19 protein-coding genes, 1 tRNA gene and 2 pseudogenes are annotated in these 25,483 nt (G+C 68.4%); 12 read left to right on the top strand and 10 right to left on the bottom strand.

The genetic code is table 11. From position 1 onward, the window contains the following. Nucleotides 1-73: 73 nt before the first annotated feature. The gene (locus EV383_RS03460) at nucleotides 74-601 is read left to right on the top strand and encodes an antitoxin (protein ID WP_165438223.1); all 528 of its coding nucleotides are present in this window, start codon (nucleotides 74-76) and stop codon (nucleotides 599-601) included. 66 nt (nucleotides 602-667) lie between these two features. Here the strand turns inward: EV383_RS03460 and EV383_RS03455 are convergent, their stop codons facing one another. From EV383_RS03455 to EV383_RS03435, 5 genes are all read right to left on the bottom strand, one after another. Continuing rightward, a complete protein-coding gene (locus tag EV383_RS03455) occupies nucleotides 668-1,159 on the bottom strand; it encodes a MogA/MoaB family molybdenum cofactor biosynthesis protein (protein ID WP_374225833.1) in 492 nt (163 codons plus the stop codon). Between the two features lie 290 nt (nucleotides 1,160-1,449). Beyond that, nucleotides 1,450-3,333: a trypsin-like peptidase domain-containing protein gene (locus EV383_RS31935; protein ID WP_130288569.1), complete on the bottom strand. Its 1,884-nt coding sequence runs from the start codon at nucleotides 3,331-3,333 to the stop codon at nucleotides 1,450-1,452. 58 nt (nucleotides 3,334-3,391) lie between these two features. Beyond that, entirely contained in the window at nucleotides 3,392-4,831 is a 1,440-nt protein-coding gene (locus EV383_RS03445; RefSeq protein WP_165438222.1) for a sensor histidine kinase, read from the bottom strand. Next, a complete protein-coding gene (locus EV383_RS03440) occupies nucleotides 4,828-5,529 on the bottom strand; it encodes a response regulator transcription factor (protein WP_130288568.1) in 702 nt (233 codons plus the stop codon). Before EV383_RS03440 ends, EV383_RS03445 begins: the two co-directional genes overlap by 4 nt. A gap of 107 nt (nucleotides 5,530-5,636) precedes the next feature. Next, nucleotides 5,637-6,500, bottom strand: coding sequence for an NAD(P)-dependent oxidoreductase (locus EV383_RS03435; protein WP_130288567.1), 864 nt, complete (start codon nucleotides 6,498-6,500; stop codon nucleotides 5,637-5,639). 56 nt (nucleotides 6,501-6,556) lie between these two features. Here EV383_RS03435 and EV383_RS03430 point away from each other — a divergent pair, with 56 nt between their 5' ends. The 3 genes and pseudogenes from EV383_RS03430 (at nucleotide 6,557) to EV383_RS03420 (ending at nucleotide 10,804) form a co-directional block, all read left to right on the top strand. Beyond that, on the top strand, nucleotides 6,557-7,249 hold the full coding sequence (locus tag EV383_RS03430) for an SGNH/GDSL hydrolase family protein (protein WP_130288566.1): 693 nt from the start codon (nucleotides 6,557-6,559) through the stop codon (nucleotides 7,247-7,249). Nucleotides 7,250-7,386: 137 nt separating this feature from the next. Further along, nucleotides 7,387-9,000: pseudogene (locus EV383_RS03425) on the top strand (solute symporter family protein); the annotation flags it as partial. 619 nt (nucleotides 9,001-9,619) lie between these two features. Beyond that, nucleotides 9,620-10,804, top strand: a complete 1,185-nt coding sequence (locus EV383_RS03420; protein WP_130288565.1) for a type III PLP-dependent enzyme — start codon at nucleotides 9,620-9,622, stop codon at nucleotides 10,802-10,804. 784 nt (nucleotides 10,805-11,588) lie between these two features. On the opposite strand, the gene EV383_RS03415 is transcribed toward EV383_RS03420, so the two are convergent. Further along, nucleotides 11,589-12,794, bottom strand: a complete 1,206-nt coding sequence (locus tag EV383_RS03415; RefSeq protein WP_130288564.1) for an MFS transporter — start codon at nucleotides 12,792-12,794, stop codon at nucleotides 11,589-11,591. 166 nt (nucleotides 12,795-12,960) lie between these two features. Between EV383_RS03415 and ppk2 the strand changes: the two genes are divergently transcribed. The 6 genes and pseudogenes from ppk2 (at nucleotide 12,961) to EV383_RS33020 (ending at nucleotide 16,170) form a co-directional block, all read left to right on the top strand. Further along, nucleotides 12,961-13,767 carry a polyphosphate kinase 2 gene (gene ppk2 / locus EV383_RS03410; protein ID WP_130288563.1) on the top strand — a complete coding sequence of 269 codons (807 nt, stop codon included), beginning with the start codon at nucleotides 12,961-12,963 and terminating at the stop codon, nucleotides 13,765-13,767. A 7-nt stretch (nucleotides 13,768-13,774) separates the two neighbouring features. Beyond that, nucleotides 13,775-14,488, top strand: a complete 714-nt coding sequence (locus EV383_RS03405) for a hypothetical protein (protein WP_242622870.1) — start codon at nucleotides 13,775-13,777, stop codon at nucleotides 14,486-14,488. A gap of 46 nt (nucleotides 14,489-14,534) precedes the next feature. After that, nucleotides 14,535-14,610, top strand: a tRNA-Arg gene (locus EV383_RS03400). Between the two features lie 91 nt (nucleotides 14,611-14,701). Continuing rightward, entirely contained in the window at nucleotides 14,702-15,385 is a 684-nt protein-coding gene (locus EV383_RS31585) for a hypothetical protein (RefSeq protein ID WP_207223423.1), read from the top strand. 134 nt (nucleotides 15,386-15,519) lie between these two features. Beyond that, a pseudogene (locus tag EV383_RS33025) lies at nucleotides 15,520-15,849 on the top strand (tyrosine-type recombinase/integrase); the annotation flags it as partial. 51 nt (nucleotides 15,850-15,900) lie between these two features. Continuing rightward, nucleotides 15,901-16,170 (top strand): GntR family transcriptional regulator, encoded by a 270-nt coding sequence (locus tag EV383_RS33020; protein WP_423213683.1) that lies wholly within the window; start codon nucleotides 15,901-15,903, stop codon nucleotides 16,168-16,170. Nucleotides 16,171-16,731: 561 nt separating this feature from the next. Here the strand turns inward: EV383_RS33020 and EV383_RS33015 are convergent. The 4 genes from EV383_RS33015 to EV383_RS03370 all read right to left on the bottom strand — a co-directional run bounded on the left by EV383_RS33015 (nucleotide 16,732) and on the right by EV383_RS03370 (nucleotide 20,463). After that, nucleotides 16,732-17,127, bottom strand: a complete 396-nt coding sequence (locus EV383_RS33015) for a septum formation family protein (RefSeq protein ID WP_423213682.1) — start codon at nucleotides 17,125-17,127, stop codon at nucleotides 16,732-16,734. A gap of 1,043 nt (nucleotides 17,128-18,170) precedes the next feature. Further along, on the bottom strand, nucleotides 18,171-19,025 hold the full coding sequence (locus tag EV383_RS03380) for a hypothetical protein (RefSeq protein ID WP_130288561.1): 855 nt from the start codon (nucleotides 19,023-19,025) through the stop codon (nucleotides 18,171-18,173). A gap of 251 nt (nucleotides 19,026-19,276) precedes the next feature. Continuing rightward, the gene (locus tag EV383_RS03375; RefSeq protein ID WP_165438220.1) at nucleotides 19,277-20,176 is read right to left on the bottom strand and encodes an IS3 family transposase; all 900 of its coding nucleotides are present in this window, start codon (nucleotides 20,174-20,176) and stop codon (nucleotides 19,277-19,279) included. Continuing rightward, nucleotides 20,173-20,463 carry a transposase gene (locus EV383_RS03370; protein WP_130288559.1) on the bottom strand — a complete coding sequence of 97 codons (291 nt, stop codon included), beginning with the start codon at nucleotides 20,461-20,463 and terminating at the stop codon, nucleotides 20,173-20,175. The genes EV383_RS03375 and EV383_RS03370 overlap by 4 nt, the downstream gene beginning before the upstream one ends. Nucleotides 20,464-20,736: 273 nt before the next feature. Here EV383_RS03370 and EV383_RS03365 point away from each other — a divergent pair, with 273 nt between their 5' ends. Both EV383_RS03365 and EV383_RS03360 read left to right on the top strand, forming a co-directional pair. Then, a complete protein-coding gene (locus EV383_RS03365) occupies nucleotides 20,737-22,746 on the top strand; it encodes a site-specific DNA-methyltransferase (RefSeq protein ID WP_130288558.1) in 2,010 nt (669 codons plus the stop codon). Continuing rightward, a complete protein-coding gene (locus EV383_RS03360) occupies nucleotides 22,743-25,265 on the top strand; it encodes a DEAD/DEAH box helicase (protein ID WP_130288557.1) in 2,523 nt (840 codons plus the stop codon). The genes EV383_RS03365 and EV383_RS03360 overlap by 4 nt, the downstream gene beginning before the upstream one ends. Nucleotides 25,266-25,483: the final 218 nt, after the last annotated feature.

The raw sequence follows: 25,483 nt of genomic DNA, 5'->3' as shown, positions 1-25,483 counted from the left end.
GGGTGCGAAGTGGAACGATGGGTGTCACACACCGCACGCCGTTGCGGGACGACCACCGAGGGAGGGATCCGCGATGGGATTCTTGGACAAGGCGCGCGAGGCAGCCGAGAACGCGATCGAGAAGGCCGCTCCGCACATCGAGAAGGCCAAGGAGAAGGCCGGACCCGCGCTGGAGCAGGCCAAGGAGAAGGCGGCGCCCTACGTGGGCAAGGCCGCCGAGCAGGTCGACAAGGCCACCGGGGGCAAGTACACCGAGCAGATCGGCAACGCCAAGGGCAAGGTCGAGGAGGCGCTCGGGAACTCCGGCACGTCGACCACCTCGACCCCGCCGCCGGCGCCGGGTGTCGGGACGCCGGACACGGTGTCGAACAAGGGACCGGTCTCGGCGGTGCCGCCGTCGCCGCCCGGCGGTGACGTGCTGTCCCCGCAGGACCGCCGCCCTGCCGACTCCACCACCCCGCCGAGCCCGGTCTCGGCCGTGCCGCCGCCCCCGCCCGGTGGCGACCGGCCGTCGGCGCAGGACCCGAAGCCGGACGGGCCGGCGACCCGGCCGGGTCAGATCCCGGCCGTCCCGCCGCCCCCGGCCGACGGCGACAAGTAGTCACCACACACGAGACGGGCCCGGCGGTGGATCTCCACCGCCGGGCCCGTCCGCGTTGCAGGTGGGTCAGGCGTCGAGGCCGGACAGCTCCGCGATCACATGCGGCACCAGCGGGGTCAGCGTGGCCATGCCGTCGCGCACGGCGGCCCGCGACGGCGCCAGGTTGACCACCAGCGTGCTGCCGGAGACACCGACCAGACCGCGGGACAGGCCCGCGTCCACCGCGCCCGCGGCGAGACCGGACGCGCGCAGCGCCTCGGAGATGCCGGGGATCGGGCGGTCCAGGACGCCGGACGTCGCGTCCGGGGTGACGTCGCGCGGGGACACGCCGGTGCCGCCGACCGTCACCACGAGGTCGACGCCGCCGATCACGGCGGTGTTCAGCGCACTGCGGATCGCGACCACCTCGCCCGGGGCGGACACGACGCCGTCGACGAGGAAGTTCGCCTCCTCGAGCAGCTCGGTGACGAGCGGCCCGGTCTGGTCGGAACGCTCTCCCCCGCTGACCCGGTCGTCGACGATGACCACGAGTGCCCGGCCGATCTGAGGTCCCGCCATCTCCATGGTCACCAGACTAACGCCGGTGGTGACCGGGCTCGTCGGACACCCGCTCGCAGGAACAGGCCGTGCCGGCGCAAGGAGGGGGATCCTGCGCCGACACGACCCGTCGACACCCGTCCGGCGGGGCACCACCGGACCGGGCCGCCTCTACACCATCACGCCGGTGTTTCACGCGTCAACGAAACGCGACCGCAACCACCCGGACACTCCGGGTGAACGGCGACCCAAGTCGACCACACCGCGTCCCCGGCGGCCGGCGGGGACGCTCCCGCCGGGCCGCCGGGAGCTCAGTCCGTGCCGAGAACCACTGGGACAGTACGGTCGGCGAGCTGCAGCTCCACCGTGGAACCCGGCGCCTGCGACCGCACCGCGGCCTGCAGTTCGGTACCGGTGGTGATCCGCTGATCACCCAGACGCACGACGAGGTCGCCGGGCTTGAGGCCGGCCTTCTCGGCGGCGCCACCCGGTGCGACGGTGCGCAGGCGGGCCCCGGTCTGCTGCGGGTCGTCGGTGACCTCGACGCCGAGGACGGCGTGGGTGGCCCGCCCGCCGGTGCGCAGCTGGTCGGCGACACGCTTCGCCTGGTTGATGGGGATCGAGAACCCGACACCGATCGATCCCCCGCCGGCGCCGCCGGTCGTGGCGATCGCCGAGTTGATCCCGACGACCCGGCCCTGCATGTCCACCAGCGGGCCGCCGGAGTTGCCGGGGTTGATCGACGCGTCGGTCTGCAGCGCGCTGAGCACGGTGGCCGAGCTCGCCCCGGTGGCGGCCCCGCCCTCCCCGCCGACGCTGACCGCGCGGTCGAGCGCGGAGATGATGCCGGTGGTGACCGAGCCGCCGAGGCCGAGCGGCGAGCCGAACGCGGTGACCTGCTGGCCGACCCGGACGCCCTCGGAGTTGCCCAGCTCGATCGGGGTCAGGCCGGGCAGGTTGTCCGCCTTGACGACGGCGAGGTCGGACTGCGGATCCCGGCCGATGATCCGCATCGGGGTCGTGCGGCCGTCCTGGAAGATCGCGCGCAGGGTGCCGCCGGACGCCGCGGGCTCGACGACGTGGTTGTTGGTCAGCACGAGGCCGTCGTCGCTCACGACCATCCCGGAGCCCTCGCCCTGCTCGCCACGCGAGAGCGCACCGCCCTCGACGCGCAGCTGCACGACGCTCGGCAGCACCTTCTGGGCGACCTGCTCGATCTGCGTCATCGGCAGGTCGGAGTCGGCCGCGGGCAGCGGGCCGCTGAGGACGCCGCCGTCGCCGGAGCCGGTCGAGGTCGCGACCTCCGCGCCGATCGCGCCGCCGACGCAGCCCGCGACCAGCGCGAGCGCGATCCCGGCCGCGACCAGCCGACCGGTGCGTCCACGGCCGGACGGCGGGGGCGGGCCACCGGCCCAGCCGGGCTGGGCCTGTCCGGGCGGGTACGGGCCGTACGGGGGCTGCCCGCCGGTCGCGTAGGGGGTCTGCGCGTACTGGCCGCCCGGGTACTGGCCACTCGGGTACTGGCCACCGGGGTACTGACCTGCTGCGTACTGCGCCGTGCCGTAGGACCCGGCCGCGTACTGACCCGTCCCGGCCCCGTACTGACCCGCGCCGTACCCGGCCTCCCCGCCGTAGGAACCGGCCTGCCCCTGGGCGTAGGGGTTCTGGGGGTACTGCGCGTACTGCCCCTGCCCGTAGGAGCCCTGAGGGGCCTGCCCGAGACCGGGCTGGTCCGGGCTCGCGTACGCGGCCTCCGGCGACGCGGGGTGCGCGGACGCATCCGTCCCCCGGTCCGCGGCCGCACCGGCCGCCGTCACGCCGTCCGACGTCGCGCCGTCCCACGTCGCACCGGCCGAGGACGCGCCCGCCGAGGTCGCGCCGTTCCGCGCATCGGCCGTCGACGGCTCGGGCCCCGCCGCACCGGGCGTTCCGGTGCCGGACGCGCCGGCGCCCGAGGTGACGGCACCGGCCGTCTCCGCGCCGGACGTCCCGTTCGTCGACGACGCCCCGGAAGCGTCGGCGGACGTCTGCTCCCCGGGCCGGGCCCACGGGTTCCCGCCGGAGGACGTCCCGGCCCCGTCGCGCTCACCGGCGGACGTCGTCGCGTCCGTCGTGCGGGCGGCCTCCTCGACGGACGGCGTCGTGCCGGTCTCCCGGCCGTTCTCGCCGTCGCCGTGCGGGGTGTCCTGGGCCATGCATCCACCGTCCGTCGTCACCTGCGCGGGCCCCGTGCACTCACCCGCACCGTCCAGGCTATGGGCTGGGGTCGGGTTCCGGCGGTCGACCCGGGAGACGCAGCGCGAGCAGTGCCCCGCCCTCCGGTGCCTGTCCGGCCCACACCGCTCCCCCGTGCCGGGCCGCGGCCTGCGCCACGATCGACAGGCCGAGGCCGGAGCCGGGCATCGTCCGGGAGGTGTCGGCCCGGTAGAAGCGGTCGAACACGTGCGGCAGGTCCTCGGGCGCGATCCCGGCCCCGGAGTCGGCCACCTCGATCACCATCGAGGCGTCCGGCATCGGGATCATCGACACCCGGACCCGGCCACCGGGCGGGCTCCACTTGGCGGCGTTGTCGAGCAGGTTCAGCACCGCGCGCTCCAGGGCGGTGGAGTCGCCGTCGATCGTCCAGCGGTGCAGCGTGACGTCGAACGTCGTGTCCCCGGCCCGGCGCCGGACCCGGGCCAGCGCCCGTTCCACGATCTCGCCCAGCTCCAGGGCCTCGGTGGTGACCATCGGCGCGTCGTCACGCGCCAGCTCGACCAGGTCCCCGACCAGGTGCGAGAGCTCCTCGACCTGCGCACGGACGTCGATCAGCAGTTCCTGGCGGTCCTCGGGCGGCAGCGACGGGGCGTCCGGCGCGTCGGCCGCGGCGAGCAGCTCCAGGTTCGTGCGCAGCGACGTCAGCGGCGTCCGCAGCTCGTGCCCGGCGTCGGCGACCAGGCGCCGCTGCTGCTCGCGGGACGCGGCGAGCGCGCCGAGCATCGCGTTGAAGCTCTGGGTCAGCCGGGCCAGCTCGTCGGATCCGCTGATCGGGATCGGACGCAGGTCCCCGGTGGTCGCGACGCGCTCGGTCGCCGCGGTCAGCCGCTGCACCGGGCGCAGGCCGGTGCGCGCCACAGCGAACCCGGCCAGCGCGGCCAGGATCACCCCGCCCAGCCCGACCAGCGGTAACGCCGTCCCGAGTCGGGACACGACCTTGGTCACGCTGTCGAGCTGCTGGGCGATCACCAGTGCCCGACCGGGACCGGCCTGCACCGCGACGACCCGGTAGGGCACACGGCCCAGCGACGCCGTGCGGATGGACTCGCTCAGACGGCCCTGGGCCACGGCGAGCTCGTCGTCGCCGACCGGGGGCCGCGACGTCTCGTCGGCGGCGGCGGCCAGACCGGAGGAGTAGACGAGCGCGATGTGCAGGTCGGCCGCACCGAGCACGGTCGGCGGGATCGTGGCCAGCAGCTGCGGGCTGGCCAGCTCGCTCTGCGCGGCCGCGGTCGCCCGCTGGTAGAGCGTCTCGTCCAGGGTGCTGGAGAGGTTCTGCCGGACGACGAGGAACGCCGCGGCCGAGACCAGGAGCACCATCGCCGCCGCGACCAGCGCGGCCAGCACCCCGATCCGGGCGCGCAGCGTGAACCGCTCCCGGCTGCCGCCCGAGGTCCTCGGCGGAGCGGGCTCGGCCCGGGTGTCGACATCGGTCACGGCGGCGACTCCCGCAGCACGTAGCCGACCCCGCGCACGGTGTGGATCAGCCGGGGTTCGCCGTCGGCCTCGGTCTTGCGCCGCAGGTACCCGACGTAGACCTCGAGCGCGTTACCGCTGGTCGGGAAGTCGTAGCCCCAGACCTGCTCCAGGATCTGACCGCGGGTCAGCACCCGCCGCGGGTAGGCCAGGAGCAGCTCGAGCAGCGAGAACTCGGTGCGCGTCAACGAGATCGCGCGGTCGCCGCGGCGGACGTCGCGGGTGTCCGGGTCCAGCGAGAGGTCCGCGAACTCCAGCGCCTTGGTCCGCCCGGCCGCCGCGTCGGCGATCTCCTCCGGCGTCCGGCGGCGCAGCAGCGCACGCAGCCGGGCCAGCAGCTCCTCCAGCGCGAACGGCTTCGGGAGGTAGTCGTCGGCGCCGGCGTCGAGGCCCGCCACCCGGTCGGAGACGGCGTCGCGCGCGGTGAGCACGAGGATCGGCAGGGCGTCACCGGCGCTGCGCAGCCGCCGGCACACCTCCAGGCCGTCCAGGCGCGGCATCATCACGTCCAGGACGAGGGCGTCAGGGCGCGAGTCGACCATCATGTCCAGCGCCGCCTGACCGTCCTCGGCGAGCTCGACCTGGTAGCCGTTGAAGGCGAGAGACCGGCGGAGCGAATCCCGCACGGCCTTGTCGTCGTCGACGACCAGAATGCGCATGTCCGCCAGTCTCTACCCCGACCCTGAGAGCCTCCTGAGCACCCACTGTGATCCGACCCGTGCGCGGAAATTGCCGCCGGAGCAGCGATAACCGCGCACGACCGGGGTCAGGACGCCTTGTAGGCCGCCGCCATGTCGTCGCCGCCGTGCCCGCGCTCGGACGCGCGGCGCAGGCGCGCCCGCACGGCCTCGGCCACGTCGAGCTTCAGGTCCGCGCCCTCCCCCGCGTCGACGATCAGCCCGGCGTCCTTGGCCGCGTTGTCGACGGTGAAGTTCGGCGTGTAGTCCTCGCCCAGGATCGCCGTCGACTTGGCCTGCAGGTAGGGCAGGTCGAGCGGGCCGCCGGCGACGGCGTCGAGGAACGCCTGCGGGTCGACGCCCAGTCCCTGGGCCAGCGAGATCGTCTCGCCGGTCGCGGCGGTCACAGCCAGCACCCAGCTGTTCGCGACGATCTTGAGACGGCTGGCGGCGGCGCCGTCGGCGGTGTCGGCGACCCAGACCGTCTTCTGTCCGACGGCGTCGAGCACCGGGTCGACGGTGGCGCGCGCGTCCGGCGAACCGGCCACGAACATCGTCAGGTTCCCGGTCTCGGCGGGCTGGCGCGTGCCCAGCACCGGCGCGTCGAGGAACGTCAGGCCGTGCTCCTGCGCGATCGGCAGCAGCCCGCTCAGCGGCTCGACGCCGACGGTCGTGGTCTGCAGCCAGACCTGGCCCTTCGCGAGCCCGCCGGCGGCCTTGTCCATGACGGCGCGGACGTCGTCGGCGTTGCCCAGCATCGTCACGATCACGTCGGCACCGCGGACGGCCTCGGCGGGGTCCTGCGAGGCGGTCGCCCCGGCGTCGACGAGCGGTTGCGCCTTCTCCGGGCTGCGGTTCCAGACCCGCAACGACAGGCCCGCGGCCAGGATGTTGTGTCCCATCCCGGCGCCCATGATCCCGGTTCCCAGCAGTGCCACGGTCGGTGCGGTCATGGGCGTCACGTTAGGACGGTGCCCGCCGGCGCGCGCGTCCTGCTTGACTGGTCGGCGTGGGCGACAGGGGGACCGACGGGTTCGAGTACTCGAACCTCACCGGACGCCCACCGGGCCGCATCATCAGCGCCGCCGGGCGGGTGTTCCGCGGGATCCGGAAGGTGCAGGCCCAGGTCGAGCCGTACGCGCACGAGTGGGAGCAGCACAACCGGGCGGCACTGGCCCGGTCCGGGCCGTTGTGGGTGGCGCTCGGCGACTCGATGGCCCAGGGCATCGGGGCCAGCGTGCCGTGGCGGGGCTGGGTCGGGCAGCTGGCGCTGGAGATCCCGCAGTACCGGCTGGTCAACCTCTCGCTCAGCGGCGGCCGGGTCGTCGACGTGCTCCGGACCCAGCTCCCGGCACTGGAGGCGCTCCCCGCGCCGCCCGACCTGGTGACGTGTCTCATCGGCTCGAACGACCTGATGAACCCCAAGCACCGCGCGAACGCCGCGTCCGGGATGGCGGAGATGCTGGAGCGGCTGCCGGTGGGCACGGTCGTCGGCAACCAGCCCGGGACGTTCGACGCCGCACTGGAGATCAACGCCCTGATCGACGACGCCGTCGCCCGCCGCGGCCTGGTGCTCGCCGACCTGCGTGACCCGCGGACCCGGCACTGGCGCGGCAAGCTCTCCCCCGACCGCTTCCATCCCAACGACCGCGGCTACGCCGGCATCGCCGCGGTGTTCTCCGAGGCCCTGGCCCGCCGCTGAACGCCCGTGATCGCCACTGTTTGCGACCGGGGGTCGTCCGGATGAGTGATGCCGCAATCACTCCGCAATCAAGTAACTACTGATAGTCACCCATCATCCTCGTCACTCGTTGCTCACATATGCGACATGTGAGTGGAATGTCCCGGTTGACGGAGGCCGTCGCCCCCGGCGGCGCTCCCGCTCCGGGAGTCGTGGGCAGCCCGGGCGTGAACATCGCCGTGTTCGGGGTCGTCGTCGCGGTCACCCTGATCGTGGTGGTCCGGGTCGGCCGGACGAACCGGACGGCGGCCGACTACTACACCGGCGGCCAGTCGTTCACCGGGCCGCAGAACGGCGTGGCGATCGCGGGCGACTACCTCTCCGCCGCCTCGTTCCTCGGCGTCGCCGGCCTGACGGCGCAGTTCGGCTACGACGGCTTCATGCTCTCGGTCGGGGCGCTGGTGACGTGGCTCGTCGCCCTGCTGCTGGTCGCGGAGCTGCTGCGCAACGTCGGCCGCTACACGATGGGTGACGTCCTGGCGTACCGCACGCGACAGCGCCCGGTCCGTGCTGCGGCGGCGGTGTCGACGATGGTCGTGACGTTCTTCTATCTGTTCACCCAGCTCGTCGGGGCCGGTGGCCTGATCGCCCTGCTGCTGCAGATCCCGAACAGCGACAAGACGAGCCAGAGCATGGTGATCGCGGTCTGCGGCCTGCTGATGATCTTCTACGTGCTGGTCGGCGGCATGAAGGGGACGACCTGGGTCCAGATCATCAAGGCGATCCTGCTCGTGTTCAGCACCCTGGTCCTCGCGGTCTGGGTGATGGGCCGCTACGGGTTCGACTTCTCGGCGCTGCTCGGCGACGTGGTCCGCAACAACCGTCAGGGCGAGGCGATGCTGGCGCCCGGTCTGCAGAACCCGACGACCACCTCGAAGCTCGAGTACCTCTCGCAGACCATCGCACTGGTGCTCGGCACGGCTGCGCTCCCGCACATCCTGATGCGCTTCTACACCGTGCCGTCGTCGGGCGAGGCGCGCCGGTCGGTGCAATGGGCGATCTGGATCATCGGCGGCTTCTACCTGCTGCTGATCGTGGTCGGGTTCGGTGCGAGCGCACTGGTCGGGTCGGACACGATCGCCGCGGCCCCCGGTCAGTCGAACGCCGCGGCGCCGCTGCTGGCCTACCGCCTCGGCGGGGAGCTGATGCTGGGGATCGTCGCCGCCGTCGCGTTCGCCACGATCCTGGCCGTGGTGGCGGGTCTGACGATCACCGCCTCCGCCTCGTTCGCCCACGACGTCTACGCGAACATCATCAAGCGCGGACGGGCCGACCCCGCCCGGGAGCTGCAGGTGGCCCGCGCCACCGCGGTCGCGATCAGCATCGCCGGGATCGGCGGCGCGATCGTGGCCAACGGCCAGAACGTCGGCCTGCTGGTGATCCTGGCGTTCGCCGTCGCCGCGTCGGCGAACCTGCCGACGATCCTCTACTCGCTGTTCTGGAAGCGTTTCAACACCACCGGCGCGCTGTGCAGCATCTACGGCGGGATCGCGACCAGCGTGGGCCTGATCCTGTTCTCCCCCGCGGTGTCGGGCACTCCGAAGTCGATGCTCCCGTCGGCGGACTTCGCGGTCTTCCCGCTGTCCAACCCCGGACTCGTGTCGATCCCGGCGTCGTTCCTGCTCGGAGTGATCGGCACCTTCCTCGGCCGGCCCGACGACGACACCGACCGGCGCTCCGCGGAGATGGAGGTCCGGGCCCTGACCGGGGCGAAGCCGGTGCCGCGACCGGCGCCCCCGCACCGCGCGGAGACACCCGTCTTCACCGCGACCCCCCAGCCGGCCGGTGCCACGCCGTCTCCCGCGGCCCACACCGGCCCGACCCGTCACGAGGCACCCCGCCCGCGGCCCGCCACCCCGCAGCCCGGTCCCCTGCAGCCCGGTCCCCTGCAGCCCGGCACGCCGCCGCGCCCGATATCCGGCCGTCAGGCCGCCGAGGACCCGGTCACCCTTCCGGTCCGGACGGTCCGCCACCGCAGCGGCGAGGACCGTCCGGCGTTCCGCCCGGACAGGAGGCACTGACCCGGCCCGGCCCCGACGTGGCCCGTCCGCCGCGGGCACGTCCGCCATTCCGGGTGAACGTCCGGCGAACGGGTCCACAACCGGAGGTGAACCGGTTCCCCCGAGGCCGACAAGCGCCTACGAATCGGGCGTCCCCGCCGTCCGAATTCGACGGATATCGCAGTTCCTGATCCGATCATCACATTCTCCGGTGTCCTGGAGCACAGTTCGCACTCCTTCCCCCGGTGCTAGTTTCGATCGCGTAAGAAAACGATTACCGACGGCCTCCCGTACGACCTCGTCGTCGGCGCCGGAGAAGGGGAGGCACCTGATGTCGACCGCCCACGACACGTCGGCCCGCCGTGACCCGTCGATCACCGCGGGACACGACGGCACCGCTCCCCGGACCCCCTACCTGATCCTCGACCTGGCCGCGGTCCGCGCCCGCTACCGGCTGCTGAGCTCGCTCGTCCCCGGTGCGCGGATCCACTACGCGGTGAAGGCCAACCCGGCACCGCAGGTGATCGCGACCCTGGTCCGTGCCGGCTCGTGCTTCGACGTGGCGAGCCGCCCGGAGATCGAGCTCTGCCTGTCGGCCGGCGCGCGGGCCGAGGACATCTCCTACGGCAGCACCGTCAAGAAATGCTCCGACATCGCGTTCGCGCACGAGAACGGCGTGCGCCGATTCGCGTTCGACAGCCTCGCGGAACTGCACAAGATCGCCGAATATGCGCCCGGTGCCGACGTCTTCGGGCGCCTGCGTTCCGACGGGCAGGGCTCGGTGTTCCCGCTCGACGGCAAGTTCGGCAGCCCGGCCGGGCTCGTCGCCGACCTGCTCGTCGAGGCGCGCCGGCTCGGCCTGAACCCGGTCGGGGTGTCGTTCCACGTCGGCTCCCAGCAGCTCGACCCGTACGCGTGGGGTCCCAGCATCGCCTCGACGGCGGAGATCTTCGACAAGGTCGCCGCGGCGGGGATCCGGCTCGGCGTGATCAACCTCGGGGGCGGCCTCCCGGGCACCTACGGCCCGGAGGTCCCGCCGCTGGCGGAGTACGGCCGGGCCATCGACGAGTGCCTGGAGCGTGCGTTCGGCGCCAACCGGCCCGAGGTCATGATCGAGCCGGGCCGGTCGATGGTCGCCGACGCCGGCACCCTGCACAGCGAGGTCGTGCTCGTGTCCCGCCGCGACGGGTCGGCCGGGGCGCGGTGGGTCTACCTCGACGTCGGACGGTTCGGCGGGCTCGCCGAGACCGAGGGCGAGCTGATCCACTACCCGATGCGAACCGCCCACGACGGCGAGCCGTCCGCCCCCGTCGTCCTCGCCGGGCCGACCTGCGACAGCGCCGACGTGCTCTACCGCCACCACCCCTACCTGCTGCCGGAGAGCCTGCGGGCCGGCGACCGGGTCCAGCTTCTGTGCACCGGCGCCTACACGGTGAGCTACTCCTCGGTCGGGTTCAACGGTTTCGGGCCGCTGACCTGCCGGTGCGTGGACTCCCCCGACGCGGCCGGGGCCTGAGCCGATGCTGCTCGGGGTCGCCCTCGCCCTGCTGGCCGCGGTCGGGTTCGGTCTGGCCGGGGTGTTCGAGGGCGCAGCGGCGCAACGGTCGCCGGGCGGCGTCGCGGTGTTCGGTCAGTGGCGGTTCCTGCTCGGCCTGGCCCTCGACGGCGTCGGGTTCGTGGCGCAGATGCTGGCGTTGCGGCGACTGCCGTTGTTCGTGGTGCAGCCGGCGATGGCGGCCTCGCTGGCGGTGACGGCCGTCGTCGCCTGGCGGTTCCTGGGTGCCCGGCTGCGGGGTCGTGACGTCGCCGCCGTGGCCGCGGTCTGCGTCGGACTGGCCCTCACCGCGGCCGGGGCGGCCCCGGCCGCGGACGACGCCGGGTCGCCGGGCGTCCGGATCGGCCTGGTGGTCGCCCTGGTCATGCTCGCCGCCGGTGGCGCGTGCGCCGCACGGGCGAACCGCTCGTCGGTCATGGCGCTGGTCGCGGGTCTGCTGTTCGGGCTGATGGCGATGGGCAACCGGGTCGTCGACCGGTTCCACCCCGCGACCGCGGTCACCGACCCGGCCGCGTGGGTCGTCGTCGCCTCGGCCGTCGCGGCGCTGTGGCTCTACACCGCGGCGATGCGCGACGGGCGGATCACCTCGGCGACCGCGGTGATGGTGCTGGGCGAGACGGTGCCGCCGACGGTGGCCGGCGTGCTGTTCTTCGGCGACCGGCCGGTGCCGGGGATGGTGCCGGCGGCCGTAGCCGGAGTGACCCTGGCCGTGCTGGGGTCACTCCGGCTGGCGCACGTCGGTCCCTCAGACGGTGCTGCCGACGAGCTCGTGGGCGTCGGCCCGGTCCCGGCGGTCCGACCGTCCCGCGACGATCGCGATCCCCAGCCCGGCGACGGCCAGCCCGGCCGCGACGAGGTTCGGCGAGGCGTAACCCAGACCGGCGCTGATCACGACGCCGCCGAGCGCCGCACCGAGCGCGTTGGCGACGTTGAACGCGGCCTGGTTGGCACCCGAGGCCAGGTTCGGCGCGTCGCCGGCGCCGCTGATGATGCGTAGCTGCACCGCCGGGACCAGCATGAACGTGCTCACGGCGAACGCGAACATGACCACGATCGCGGTGACCGGGTTCTCCAGGGCCGGGATGAACAGCAGCGCGAGGACGATGTCCGCGATGAGCGCCCCGTAGATCGTCGGCATCGTCGCGTGGTCGGCCAGGCGCGCGCCGACGAGGTTGCCGACGGTCATGCCGATCCCGAACAGCGCCAGCATCAGCGTCACCGCGGTCGGGGTGAAGCCGGCGACCTCGGTCAGCATCGGCGTGATGTAGCTGTAGGTGGAGAACAGCACCGCCCCGCCCACGGTGGCGATCAGCAGCGCCATCCACACCGGGCGTCGTCCCAGCGCCCGCAGCTCCTGGCCCAGGCGCACCGGGGCCGACCGGACGTCCGGCACCGCGGCCGCGACGCTGACCGCCGCGACCGCGCCGATCAGCCCGACCACGCCGAAGACCCAGCGCCACCCGAGCTGCTGGCCGAGCAACGTCGACACCGGCACGCCGGCGACGTTGGCCAGCGTGAGCCCGGCGAACATCTTCGCCATCGCCCGCGCCCGGAACTCCGGGGAGACGAGGTTGCCGGCGACGACCGCGCCGATGCCGAAGAACGCACCGTGCGGCAGGCCGGACAGGAACCGGGCCACCAGGACCCAGTCGTAGGTCGGCGCGATCGCCGAGACCACGTTGAACAGCGCGTACGCCGCCATCAGCGCGATCAGGACGGCCTTGCGCCGGAAGCGGTTCGAGGCCGCGATCAACAGCGGGGCACCGACGACGACGCCGATCGCGTAGGCCGAGATCAGCGCTCCGGCGTCGGGGATGTCGACCGCCAGGCCACCGGCGACGTCGGGCAGCAGCCCCATGATGACGAACTCACCGGTGCCGATGGCGAACGCGCCGACCGCCAGGGCGGCGAGCGCAAGCGGTGTACGAGTACGAATGAGCGCGGCGCGCATCGTTCCCCCTTAGGTCTTTGAAAGTGGTAACGACGTCTTCGGCGCGACCTTTCACGCTACGACTGTGGTCGCGGGGCTTCCAGCTCACGCGCTGTCCGTTCGATCACCTGTGATCCGGTGCCCATCGGGAATGCCGTTCGGGCGCCGGAGCTGGGACCCTGGCGCGATGGCGACGACCGAGCGGATCCCGCGCAAGATCTACGAACGCGAGCTTCTCCGCCTGCAGGGCGAGCTCGTCCAGCTGCAGGAGTGGGTCAAGGCGAGCGGGGCGCGGGTCGTCGTCGTGTTCGAGGGACGTGACGCCGCCGGCAAGGGCGGCGTGATCAAGCGGATCACCGAGCACCTCAACCCCCGCGTCGCGCGCATCGTCGCGCTGCCGGCGCCGACCGAGCGGGAGCGGACGCAGTGGTACTTCCAGCGCTACGTCGACCAGCTGCCCGCGGCCGGTGAGATCGTCCTGATGGACCGCAGCTGGTACAACCGCGCCGGCGTCGAGCGGGTGATGGGGTTCTGCACCGAGCCGGAGTACCGGCGGTTCTTGCGGCAGTGCCCGGCGTTCGAGGACATGCTGATCGAGGACGGGATCCACCTGGTCAAGTTCTGGTTCTCGGTCAGCGACACCGAGCAGGCCAAGCGCTTCCGGGAGCGCGCGGAGAACCCGCTCAAGCAGTGGAAGCTCTCCCCGATGGACCTCGAGTCGATCAGCCGCTGGGATGCCTACTCCAAGGCCAAGGACGACATGCTCGTCCACACCGACACCGACCGGGCGCCGTGGACGATCGTCGAGTCCGACGACAAGCGCCGCGCCCGGATCAACGCCATCCACCACCTGCTGACGACGATCCCGTGGGAGCCGGTCCCCCGCCCGGAGCTCGTCTTCCCCGAGCGCCCGAAGGACCGCGGCACCTACACCCGCCCGCCCCGGGAGATCGACCACGCCGTGCCCGACCACGCCGCGACACTGTTGGACTGAGCGTCTCGTGACGGGACCCGATCGCCCGGTCGTCGCGTGGATGCTCGGCGCCCTCGTCGTGACGTTCGTGGTGACGCGGGTCGTCACGCGCCTCATCCGCGCCGGCCGCGGGCCGTTCCGCGACATGAGCGTCGGCGGGGTGCACCTACACCATCAAGTGTTCGGGATCTTCCTGCTGCTCGGGACCGGTGCGGTCGAGATCGCCTACCGGCCGGGCCCTCCCTGGCAGGAGGTGGTGGCCGTCCTGTTCGGCGTCGGCGCGGCGCTCACCCTGGACGAGTTCGCCCTCTGGCTCCGCCTCGACGACGTCTACTGGAGCCCCGAGGGACGGCGCTCGGTCGACGCGGTGCTGCTCGCCGTCGTGGTCGGGTTGATGCTGCTGCTCGGCTTCTCCCCCTTCGACGACGACTCCGGTGACGGCGCGGCCGTCGCCTCCGTCGTGGCGTCGGTGAACGTGCTCTTCGCGCTGGTGGCACTGCTCAAGGGACGCACGGTCCTCGGGGTGACGGGGCTGTTCGTGCCGATCCTGTCGATCGTCGCGGCGCTGCGGCTCGCCCGTCCGGAGTCGTTCTGGGGCAAGCGGTTCTACCCGGCGGGGTCGAGGAAGCGGGAACGCTCCGAGCACCGCTTCCCGCCGGGACGACGCCAGCGGTGGGACCCGGTCGTCGACCTCTTCGCCGGGCGCTCCCAGCCCGCCGAGCAGGACGCGCCGAAGCCCTGACCCGACGTGGGCGGGACCCTCGGGGGCCCGGGTACGCTGCGCTCGCGCCCTCGTAGCTCAGGGGATAGAGCACCGCTCTCCTAAAGCGGGTGCCGCAGGTTCGAATCCTGCCGGGGGCACCACCACCTGACCAGCGGAAACGCTGTTCGCAGGTGCGAACGGATTCGCCGCGTGGAACGGATCGTGGAACGAATCCGCTCTACGCTCCCCTGCATGCCCCCGCGAAAGCGCAGGTCACGCGGCCACATCGAGGAGCTACCGAGCGGCTCTTTCCGCGCGGTCGTGTTCGCCGGCCTGGACCCACTGACCGGCCGTGAGCGACGGATCCGCGAGACCGCGCGGACGCACGCCGAGGCGACGAAGCTGCTCACCAAGCTCCAGCGCCAGGTCGACGAGAACAAGCAGCCCAAGTCCTCAATCACCGTCGGCCAGGCCGTCGCCCAGTGGCTGGAGGTCGCGGACCTCCAGACCACGACCCGCGAGCGGTACGACGACCTGATCCGCCTCTACGTGCTGCCGACCTTCGGCACGCTCCAGGCCGGCAAGCTCGACGCCGAGCTGCTGGAGCGCTTCTACGCCCGCCTGCAGAAGTGCCGGGACCTATGCACTGGTAGGTCTCGGAATCACGTCTGCCGCCCGCTCAGCGCGAGCACGACCCGCAAGGTGCACTACATCCTCCGCGCCGCCCTGGACCGCGCCGTCCGGTGGCGCCACCTCGGCGTCAACCCGGCCACGCTGGCCGAGCCGCCGGCGCCGAGGGCCTGGCCGGGCTCGCGGTGCGGGACCTGCACGAGGTCGTGTGTAAGGCCGAGCCGGATCCTCCGAGCGCGGCCGAGGCCGCCGCGATCCTCAACGAGTCGTGGCGCGACCCGGAGTGGGGTCTACTGCTCTGGCTGACAATGCTCGTCGGACCACGTCGCGGCGAGATTTCCGCGCTGCGCTGGCGACATGTCGACCTCGATCGCGCGACCATCTAGGTCGAGCGGAACAACACTCAGACACGGGCCGGAGTCACCGAGAAAAGCACCAAGACCGGTCACAAGCGGCGAGTAGCTCTGGATCCCCACACCGTCGATCTTCTCCGCGCGCAGAGCGACCTCTGGCACCAGTGCAGCGAGGACCTGGGCGTCGAGTTCACGGCGGAGGGATTCGTCTTCTCGCCGTCTCCCGACGGGGTCACTCCGTATGCGCCGCGCGCCATCAGTCAGCGCTACCGCAGGCTCGCACTTCGCCTGAACCTCCGAAGCACACGCCTCCACTCGTTGCGGCACTACTCAGCGACCGAACTGGTTGCCGCTGGCGTCGACATCCGTACTGTCGCCGGCCGGCTCGGGCACGGGAGCGGAGGGGCTACGACGCTGCGGGTGTATGCCGCATGGGTCGAGGAGGCTGATTGCCGTGCCGCCACGACCATGGCGACCGTTCTGCCACGACCTGTGCCCTCACGACGCCGGTCAGGGCCGTACGAAAACATCGCTGCGTCGCTCCGGGAGGCAATCCGCTCCGGACGGCTCGCGCCGGGCGAGCAACTCCCAACGATGGCCGAGCTGGCCGTGGCCAATTCGTGCGCGGTCGGGACAGCTCATCGTGCCGTGGCGCTAATCCGCGAGGAGGGCCTCATCGATGTCGCCCGAGGACGGCGGGCCGTCGTCCTTCCGACACCGCCGCGAGCCGACCTGTAAGTGCGGGATCGCGAGGCCTACGGGCACAGGATCGCGTTCGACCCGAGCACGGATAGTGTGTTCAGATTCTCCACTCCTTGATCAATATCCTGCTTTCCGAGCCGCCTCGAGATGCGCAAGTACCTCACTGATACTGCCTAGGAGAGTGAAGTATGGCATACGGACAATCCGACACATCTCATCCACTTTAATGGTGAACAAATCCAAGGGCCTTACAGCTAGCGTGAATAGCTAGGATGCCTGCTGGGCAGGCCGGCCCCTAGAAATCGAATGCTTAGCACTAGCCCGGGATATCCACCCGTCAGCCGTAGTTAATCTGCGGTCGCATTGGTGGCGGGTGGGCCTGGAGATGGGAAAGGTAAGGGTGGTTTGCGCTTCCGTGTCACTCAGCACAAATCTAGCCGCTGGCCTAGATCTTTCCGTCCGACCTAGCTGCGGAGCTCTGCTACTAAATTTACTGGCCGACCAAGATCACTACAGCGCTTGCGACAACAGTTAGGCCTCCACATCCGCTTGGCAGCGGCTTCGTGTGGCTCTATCCGTCAGCACAAAATGCGTAAGTCAGTTTGATATCCCACAGCGGACGAGCTTGTCGCCGTCCCTCCATGCCGAGTTCGTCGGAACTAGAGCGAAAACTCGTGAACGCTGTGCTTCGGGGCTCACTTCCCCTCCGAGATAGTCTGAGACTATTGCAGGACACTCCCGACTCGCGATCTGCTGCCAATCATTCGCTGAGGGCTCCGATATGTCCGACCCAGAGAGATCCACAGTCCCAGCTTGCTCAAAGTTGTGCGGCTCATTGCAGTCAGTCATGCGCGCATCTGAAGTATCAGCCTTCGACCAGACAATACAGACCCCAGGGTCGGAGGGGAGAGATGAAGAGACGATCTGTGACGCGCTGAATCCAACTGTTAGACCCGACGTCAATGCTCGGTCGAGGACCGAAGCCGCAACCATTACGATCGCGCCAAGTGCAATTGCAAACACCACTCTACGCGACGACAAGTGAATCGAATTAGGTCGATAGCGAACTTTAGAGCGCTTGAACCGTGACTGAGCTGAAGGCTGTCCACCTCGCGCCATGCTGCAGATAAGAGCCTGATACCACGCTCCAGAGGCGGGTCCAATAGGTTGGCGGTCGAGCGGACTCCGGCTCATAGTGCCAAGCAGCCTCTTAAGCATCTTAGGCATCACCGCCTCGTGCTTGTTTCTCGCGCGCAATGGCTGGGACGTCCTGTTCGGAACGGGGGTCCGTCGGCAGTGGTACGCCGTCCGACGGGATCTGCTGCAGGAGCCGCTCCAAGATCAGCGTTCCGGCTAAGCCGACCGCCATCGCGATCCAAGGACTAGAGACGAGACCCGACGTCGCAGCCGTGATGGCTACAGAAACCCCAATAAATAGGCGCAGAACAGCGCCTAACCCGTAGATGAAGCGAGTCGGCTTTGAGGGTCGACCCTTAGGATGACGAGCTCTGCCACTGCTCCACGGTAACGAGTGGGTAGTCCTGACGGCGCGATACAGATCGTTTGCCTCGATCAGGCAGCATCCCAAGAATGCCCAAAGACCTGCCTGCCACCACGGCACTACGCGATCTTAGCCACAGACGTCGGATTTCGCCAGATGAACCTCGAGGAGGATCCGCCTGTCCTGCGTCTGCTCCCGCCATCGACGTAGATCGCGGCGCGACGTGCATCGAGAGGTCAAGGGGAGTGCGCTGGCCGCTGGCCCGGGCGTGTCTCGGTATATAATAGCTACTGCCCTCGCCGGCGGGCTGGTCTCCGCGATGGGGGAGGCGGGTGCCGCGGGCAGAGCCCCAGCCCCCCCCCCGAAATTAACGGCGAACGATGCCCGACAGCGCCGATTGACCGCCTACGTTTTTGGCCGTCCTCGCAGCTCGGGGCAGGCAACGGCAGACATCTACGCCCGACAAATGGGGTGAATCTTGGTTCCGGGGGTTGGTGGTTCGCGCTGGCCGGGTTGCCAAGTACCGGGATCCAGGCTAAGTGACCGGTGCTCTCTCGGGCGTAGCAATGGAAAATAGCTCGGTCACGTCGGTGACACCAGTTCCAGACAGCACCCTGTGAAGGTCCACGTTTAGTCCCGCCGGCACTACTTCAGTGCCCCGCTCGAAGGACGCGGGTAATCCAGTGATCGCTCCGACAGCGTCGCAGCCGTACCGGGCAGCAAGCTTCCGCTCGGCCTTGACCACCTGCCGGAAGGTCGCGCGCAGCACCAACAGCGGCACCGCGCCGCCAGAGATGTGGTCAAGGACCCGTCGGCGGCTGCCGTGCCCGAATTTGACCAGCGAACCAACCCCGGCGGGGTCGTCGAACGCGACCAGATAGAGCAACTGCGGCGACTCCGCGCGGGCGCGGTGGGTACGTGATCCCGGCGTTGGTGGGCACACCGCGCACTCGACGGCCCGCATGCTCTGCACCGTTCCGCACGCGTCGTGACGACCCCATACACCGTGGGAACTACGGCGACCGGAGTGCCCGCCCCACGGCAAGCCCGCGATATCCGCGGCCAGAACGGACCAGCCCGGCCGTTCATGCATGAGCAGCTCGTCCTGGACGGTGTTGTACATGATCAGGCCGTGGGCATCGACGTCATCAATCCACTCATTCGCACCGACACCGTAGATGTCGCGAAGTTTCTGCCTCTCCTCGTCTGTGGTGATCATGGACTCGAAGATCATGCCGTACGCCTCGGCGATCGACGGATCGGTCCGCTCGTCTAGACACACATGACACCGGGTCAACCAGCCGGGTCGGCACGCACGGGTGGCTTCGCAGGAGCGGCACTCCCAGATTTGGATGCTCTGCCCGTTCGGCCGGTCTTCGATCAGCTTCATCTGATCGATGACGAGGTCAGCGCACGGACGGCAGCTGTTCATCCACGCTACTGCCAGTACCCCGCCGGATTGGCCCCGCGGCACCCCGAGGGACACCCCGCAATTTGCACAGGTCTTCGTCTTCTGACCGCTCGACGCCACAGCCGTTTTGCCCATCGCGTACCCCCGTTCGACGTATCTGGCAATGTACGGTTCGCGGTGGATCAAGGTGGCGTTACCGACCGCTCGGGTGGCTCGTGAAGTGACCCCCGTCAGCCGGACACCTCGTGCTGTGTCGTGAGATGTCGTTCGTAGGCGGCGGGGCTCAAGTTGCCCAGTCGGGAGTGACGGCGCAACGGGTTGTAGAAGCCTTCGAGGAACGAGAACACCTCCATCTCCATCTCATGGCGGGTCGGCCAGGCCCGGCGATAGACCAGCTCCTCCTTGAGCGTGGCGAAGAAGCTTTCGGCCATCGCGTTGTCGAACGCGTCTCCGACGCTGCCCATCGAGGCGATCACCCCGCAGGTGCGCAGCGCCCGCCCGAAATCGATCGAGGTGTACTGGGTCCCGTGATCGCTGTGGTGGAGCAGGCCCGCGGCCGGACGGCGTTGATGCAAGGCCATCCCGACGGCGTCGAGGACCAGCTCACGGCGCAGGTGATCAGCCATCGCCCAGCCCACGACCCGGCGGCTGCACGCGTCAACGACCACGGCCAGATAGAGGAAGCCCTCCCAGGTCCGTAGGTAGGTGATGTCGGCGACCCATAGCCGGTCCGGGGCCTGGGCGTGGAATTGGCGCTGGACCAGGTCCGGAGCCACTGACCCGGCGCCCACGCGTGAGCGCTTCTTGCCGTGACGGCGGCGGTGGATGCCCTCGATCCCGGCCACTGTCATCAGCCGGGCAACCCTCTTGCGGTTCCAGCAGTGGCCGCGATCGACGATCTCGGCAGTGAGCCGGCGCGCGCCGTAGGTGCGGCGGTGCTCGTGCCAGGCGGTGTGCAGCTGGTCGGCGTCGTAGGCGTCAGCGAAGTCATCGTCGCTGATCAGCGGTCTGCCGCGGCGCATCCAGTCGTAGAACGCCGACGAGCTCACGCTCAGGACCCGGCACAGGAGACGGACGGGATAGGTGGTCTTCTCCGCGGCGATGAATCCGTAGATCGTCTCTCGGGTCACCGGTCTGTCTCCCGGGCGAAGAAGACCGCGGCTTTTCGCAGAACCTCCTTCTCCAGCTCGAGCTCGGCGACCCGGCGCCGCAACCGGGCTAGCTCGGCCCGCTCTTCTCCGGTCACCGCGGCCGGCCCGTCGCGGCGTTCCCGGCGCAGCGACTCGACCCAGTTGCGCAGGGTCTCGTGGTTCACCCCGAGCTCGCGGGCCACTTCCCGGATTGAACGGCCGCCGTCCAGCGCCAGCTGAGCGGCGTTGCGTCGGAACTCTTCGGGATACTTACTTCGACGCCCCATCGCGCGTCCTCCTGCTCGGCTACTGCCAAGTCTGGAGGTGTCCGGCCAACGGGGGTCACTTCACGCCTGGGCCCCGGTCGCGACAAACGAGCGCACGCGTTGAGCCGTTGCAGGCACCGCCCGCGGTCGCGGGTCTACGCCGCGGGTCAGATCTGCATCGTCGAGACATCAGGTGTTGTCTGTGGTCGTCCAGTGGGTCGTCGGTCGATCGTCACGCGAGCCGGTCTGACAGAATTGGCGAGCCAGAGCGAGGCCTGAACGACGGGGAGTTACATGGTCGCGGGATACAACGGAGGGCTCGAACTCACCTGGACGAACAAGGACAAGGCCCTACTGTCCACGGGAGACGGAAAGTACGACTACACGTTCGTCGATCGCGCTGACTACCGTGTCTCTGAGGTACGCCTCATGCACGAGATCGAGCGCGTCGAAGCGGACAGTCCTCAAGCCCAGCCGGCTGGCCTGCCCGAACCAACAACCGACAACCTTCTTATCACCGGCGATGCAATGCACGCCCTGGACGTCCTAGCCAAGGTGCCGGAGTACTCGGAGCGTTACCTAGACAACGTCAAGCTGGTGTACATCGACCCCCCGTTCAATACTGGGCAGGCGTTCACCAACTACGACGACAATGTTGAGCACTCCGTTTGGCTAACCATGCTTCGCGACCGAATAAGGCAGATTAAGCCACTTCTGTCCGACGACGGTTCAGTCTGGGTCCACCTGGACGACGCCGAGGTGCATCGTTGCCGGTCGGTACTCGACGAGGAGTTCGGCGCCGAGAACTTTGTTGCCGAAGTAGTGTGGCAAAAGGTCACGTCACCCCGTAATGACACCACCGGGATCTCAGTCTCGCACGACAGCCTGCTCGTGTACCGCAAGACCGATCGCTGGTTCCCGAATCGAATGAAGCGGCTCGCCTCGTCAAACACTTCGCGCTATAGATCCCGAGACGGCGATCCAGTTGCCTGGCGCGATGGCGACGCCACGGCCGGGAAAGCAGCGACCAACCATCCGATGGTGTACGCCATTCAGCATCCGACCACGGGTGGCCTAATGTACCCGACGCGCGGACGATGCTGGGGCAAGGCGCAAACCTGGTTCCTCGACCAGATGAATGAGTACGCAAAATATGAACTGCGCGACATCGGAGACGAGAATCGCCGAGCCAGTATCTGCGGTACCAGTCCAGAACTTGTGAAGGCGGCCGTACCGGCCATCATGCTCGCCGAGCCCCTAGAAGATGCAGCCCAATCGGCACGGGCACGCCATTCGACTGGCCCATGGCCGGAACTCGTCTTCCTAGACCTGGACAAGGAGAACATCCAGCGCAAGAAACACTTGACGGACGACGGGCGCGTTCCAGAAACCCTGTGGTTTGCAGCCGACGTGGGGGGCTCTCTACGGGGCAAGAACCAAGTGACCGACCTCTTCCCAGATCGTCACGCTTTCGCTACTCCGAAGCCAGAGGAACTGCTTCAGCGAATCATTCACATAGGCTCGAATCCTGGCGATATCGTGCTTGACTGCTACGGGGGATCTGGAACGACATCAGCGGTCGCCCAGAAGATGGGGCGACGCTGGGTAACATCAGAACTGATCCCCGCGACGGTGGCTACCTATACAAAGCCGCGCTTAAAGCGTGTAGTTGAGGGCCGTGACCCGGGCGGGGTTACGACATCAGCAGAACGTGTTGCGAACGGGGATCTACCTCCCGGCATGACCCCCGACGAGGCGCAGGAATTTAACCGTCTATTAAGAAAAGTCGGAAAGGTTGCCGATGTTGACGAAACCGCACTGAGAGCGCTTCGCCACGCAACCAAGACCGAGTCTGAGACTACGACGTTATGGCACGGTGGAGGCGGCTTTACGCATCTCGAAGTTCGGCCCTCGATGTTCGAAAGCATCGCTGGAATAGTGGTACTCGCCGAGTGGGCAACTCAAGGTGATTTGACGAGGGCGATGTGCGCCCAGCTAGGGGTTCGGTACCTGCCCGACGGGATCTTCGCGGCCAGACGTGGACAGGTGCGCTACGTAGTTATCGACGGCCTTGTCGGCAACAGCACCATTTCAGCGATTCTCGATCAGCTTCCTGAGAAGCAGATCGTTGAGGTGTGGGCGACTCAGATTGATCCCGACGCGGAGAAAGAGCTCCGAATTGGTCGTATAGGCTCCCGTCTTACGAAGATCCCAGAGGCCGTACTGGATACGTACCGGCGGCATGCGGCAAAGACCTCGCCGTTTAATCGCCCAACTCCAGCACAGGAAGGCCCTAGCACATGAGCGACGTTCAAATCAACGAAGAGCTGCTCTCCGAGATCGGGCATAGTCTCGAGCTGCGGGTGCCGAACGCTCAAGCTATCGAAAGCGTTGCAACGATGACTTCGATGCATTTCGATGTCGACAAGAAAGCCGCGCCGTTCGAGTGCATCGTTGATTCGGCCACGGGAGTCGGCAAGACCTACGTCATGGCAGGGATTATCGACTACTTCGCAGGTCTGGAGACACCCGCTCGCAATTTTCTGCTCCTTGCGCCGGGCCGTACAATTCGCGACAAGAGCATCAAGAACTTCAGCCGGGGCCACAGAAAGTCTCTTACTGAGGCGATGAGTTCCGAGCCGTTCGTCATCACGGCCGATAATTTTAGAAGCCCTGCCACGCGCAAGGTCATGGAGGACAACGGTAGGACGAAGCTGTTCGTATTCACAGTGCAGGCCTTGACCACGAAGACGGGCGAAGGACGTGCCACGCACGAGTACCAGGAGTGGCTCGGCGGTTCTCTTTTCGATTGGCTTGGCGGCCTCGATGACCTGGTGATCCTCGCCGACGAGCACCACTGCTACCGCGGTCCTGCATTCTCCAAGACGATTAGCGACTTGCTCCCTGAACTCGTCGTTGGGCTCACAGCCACACCTGCCCTGAAAGATGATGACCTAGTCGTATATCGGTACCCGCTCGCTCGTGCCATCAAGGACGAGCTCGTCAAAACGCCAGTTCTTGTCGCACGCAAGGATGACCGAAACGACGACACCACCAAGCTCCTCGACGGGGTCACGCTGCTCAGATACAAACAGCGGCTGGCGCACGCACGGTGCGACGAAGAAGGCATCCCCCGTATCAACCCGGTCATGCTAGTCATCGCTCAAGACACAGCCGAAGCCGACCGCTTCCAGAAGCTGCTGGACAGCGAGTCGTTCGACAACGGAGCTTGGATCGGTCGCACGCTTCTTGTGCACTCCAACTTGAAAGGCAATGACAAGGAAGCCGCTCTGACCGCACTAGAGGACGTCGAGGATCCGCAGTCCCCCGTTCGCATTATCATCAGCGTCGGCATGTTAAAAGAGGGGTGGGACGTCAAGAACGTCTACGTTATCGCGTCCATGCGAGCGAGCGCCTCCTCCGTGCTGACTGAGCAGACCCTGGGACGGGGCATGCGACTGCCGTTCGGCGAGTATACGGGTGTTGAGATGCTCGACACTGTTGAGGTACTTGCGCATGAGCGCTACGAGGCGTTACTCGCCAAGCGGCAGGCGCTCAATGAAAAGTTTATCGACCATGTGGTTCTCGCCGAAATCCGCCGCACTGCTGAGGGCAACCTCGTCGCCCGCAAGAAGATTATCGATGGGGGTGGCGAGGTCATCCCCGCAGGCGGCGCGCCCGACCGGCCGACATCCGACGAGACCTCCGGTGCAACACCTCAGCCGGGGCCGGCTGATAACGGTGTCGGCCACACCGACCCCCCTACCGCAGGTGGAATCGTTGATATCGAAGACTTACTTGGGAAGGCTAAGGACGCCGCCGACGAGACCGAGTCTAAGCCGAAGAAACACTACCCGATCTTAGGCCGCGTCGACATTGCGATTCCGTACACAGAAAAGGTCGCCTCCAAGGCCATAGTGTCGCTCAACCAAGTGCACGACGACGCTCCATTCACCGCTCTCGGCAGGGCCCTCGCGACAGAAGCGGACAACGAATTGCGCCGGACATTGTTGAAGCCCGATGAGCGCGGCCGTATACGCGGCGTCCAAGCCGAAGCGAACGTCGAGGCTTTATCCCTCGATATCCCTCTAGATGCGTCGCGCCAGGGCCTCCTGAAGGCGATCATGCGCGTACCCAGCGTCCGGCCCGAGATCGGAGAGACGCGGGTAGCACAGCGTCTCGCGGACCTGGTGGTTGAAGGTATGGGCCCCGACGCGCATAAGCACTTGTCAGCTTTCGGCGAGAGGGCGGCTCGTAGGCTTGCCAGCCTGGTGACCGACCAGCTAAAGGCGGTCGCTAGCCAAGATGTCGTATTCTCCGACGAGGTGCGGTTTCAGCCGCTTAGTAAAGAGCGCGTGACCACGAAGGAGCATTTGGCCGGTCATTCCGAACCGCACTCAAAGTCGATTGCGTTCGACGGCTGGAAGAAGTGTCTCTACGAGTACGCATGGTTTGACACCTCGCCAGAATACAAGGCTGCACAGGCACTCGATGAGGCGCCAAATGTCGTAGTGTGGGCGCGCCTTCACATCAACGACCTGCCTATTACATGGACTCAGGAAGGTCGCGAATACAATCCAGATCTCGTCGCCGTCGAAGAGATCGATGGGGAACGCAGCTCCTGGCTCATTGAGACAAAAATGAATAAAGAAGCCCAAGCTACCGACGTCCGAGCTAAGGCGAGGGCAGCCAAGACGTGGGCCAATACTGTGAACAACAGCGGTAAGGTTGACGGCAAATGGCACTATATTCTGCTGACCGAAGACGACGTCAATGATGCCGGTCTCGACTGGGAACAGATGAAGGCGTTTGGCACACGTTAGTGCATTATGGGGCCGCCGTGCCCACACCCCGGGTCTGTGCGGCATCTCGTCGACCTGGCGCAGCCCCCGCGCGGCGTCCCGGGCGCAGCCGACCATGCCAACCGCAGTCCAGCTTGCCATGCCTGCGCCCGGGCCGTCGTGTGGTAGCCCTCAGGGAGGTCGTCGGGATCCGCACCCACTCCCCCCATTCCCGGAGACCAGCCGCCCGGCGAGAGCAT

The sequence above is a fragment of the Pseudonocardia sediminis genome (genome assembly GCF_004217185.1).
Lineage (GTDB): Bacteria > Actinomycetota > Actinomycetes > Mycobacteriales > Pseudonocardiaceae > Pseudonocardia > Pseudonocardia sediminis.
This window is presented reverse-complemented; position numbering and strand designations above follow the sequence as displayed.

What these genes read in the sequence shown, in the direction of transcription:
- EV383_RS03365 (WP_130288558.1), top strand. Translation starts at nt 20,737, where the DNA reads ATGGTCGCGGGATACAACGGAGGGCTCGAACTCACCTGGACGAACAAG.
- EV383_RS03415 (WP_130288564.1), bottom strand. Translation starts at nt 12,794, where the DNA reads ATGCGCGCCGCGCTCATTCGTACTCGTACACCGCTTGCGCTCGCCGCC.
- EV383_RS31585 (WP_207223423.1), top strand. Translation starts at nt 14,702, where the DNA reads ATGCCCCCGCGAAAGCGCAGGTCACGCGGCCACATCGAGGAGCTACCG.
- EV383_RS03435 (WP_130288567.1), bottom strand. Translation starts at nt 6,500, where the DNA reads ATGACCGCACCGACCGTGGCACTGCTGGGAACCGGGATCATGGGCGCC.
- EV383_RS03440 (WP_130288568.1), bottom strand. Translation starts at nt 5,529, where the DNA reads ATGCGCATTCTGGTCGTCGACGACGACAAGGCCGTGCGGGATTCGCTC.
- EV383_RS03360 (WP_130288557.1), top strand. Translation starts at nt 22,743, where the DNA reads ATGAGCGACGTTCAAATCAACGAAGAGCTGCTCTCCGAGATCGGGCAT.
- EV383_RS03380 (WP_130288561.1), bottom strand. Translation starts at nt 19,025, where the DNA reads ATGAAGCTGATCGAAGACCGGCCGAACGGGCAGAGCATCCAAATCTGG.
- EV383_RS33015 (WP_423213682.1), bottom strand. Translation starts at nt 17,127, where the DNA reads ATGGTTGCGGCTTCGGTCCTCGACCGAGCATTGACGTCGGGTCTAACA.
- EV383_RS03420 (WP_130288565.1), top strand. Translation starts at nt 9,620, where the DNA reads ATGTCGACCGCCCACGACACGTCGGCCCGCCGTGACCCGTCGATCACC.
- EV383_RS03460 (WP_165438223.1), top strand. Translation starts at nt 74, where the DNA reads ATGGGATTCTTGGACAAGGCGCGCGAGGCAGCCGAGAACGCGATCGAG.
- ppk2 (WP_130288563.1), top strand. Translation starts at nt 12,961, where the DNA reads ATGGCGACGACCGAGCGGATCCCGCGCAAGATCTACGAACGCGAGCTT.
- EV383_RS03370 (WP_130288559.1), bottom strand. Translation starts at nt 20,463, where the DNA reads ATGGGGCGTCGAAGTAAGTATCCCGAAGAGTTCCGACGCAACGCCGCT.
- EV383_RS31935 (WP_130288569.1), bottom strand. Translation starts at nt 3,333, where the DNA reads ATGGCCCAGGACACCCCGCACGGCGACGGCGAGAACGGCCGGGAGACC.
- EV383_RS03455 (WP_374225833.1), bottom strand. Translation starts at nt 1,159, where the DNA reads ATGGCGGGACCTCAGATCGGCCGGGCACTCGTGGTCATCGTCGACGAC.
- EV383_RS33020 (WP_423213683.1), top strand. Translation starts at nt 15,901, where the DNA reads ATGGCGACCGTTCTGCCACGACCTGTGCCCTCACGACGCCGGTCAGGG.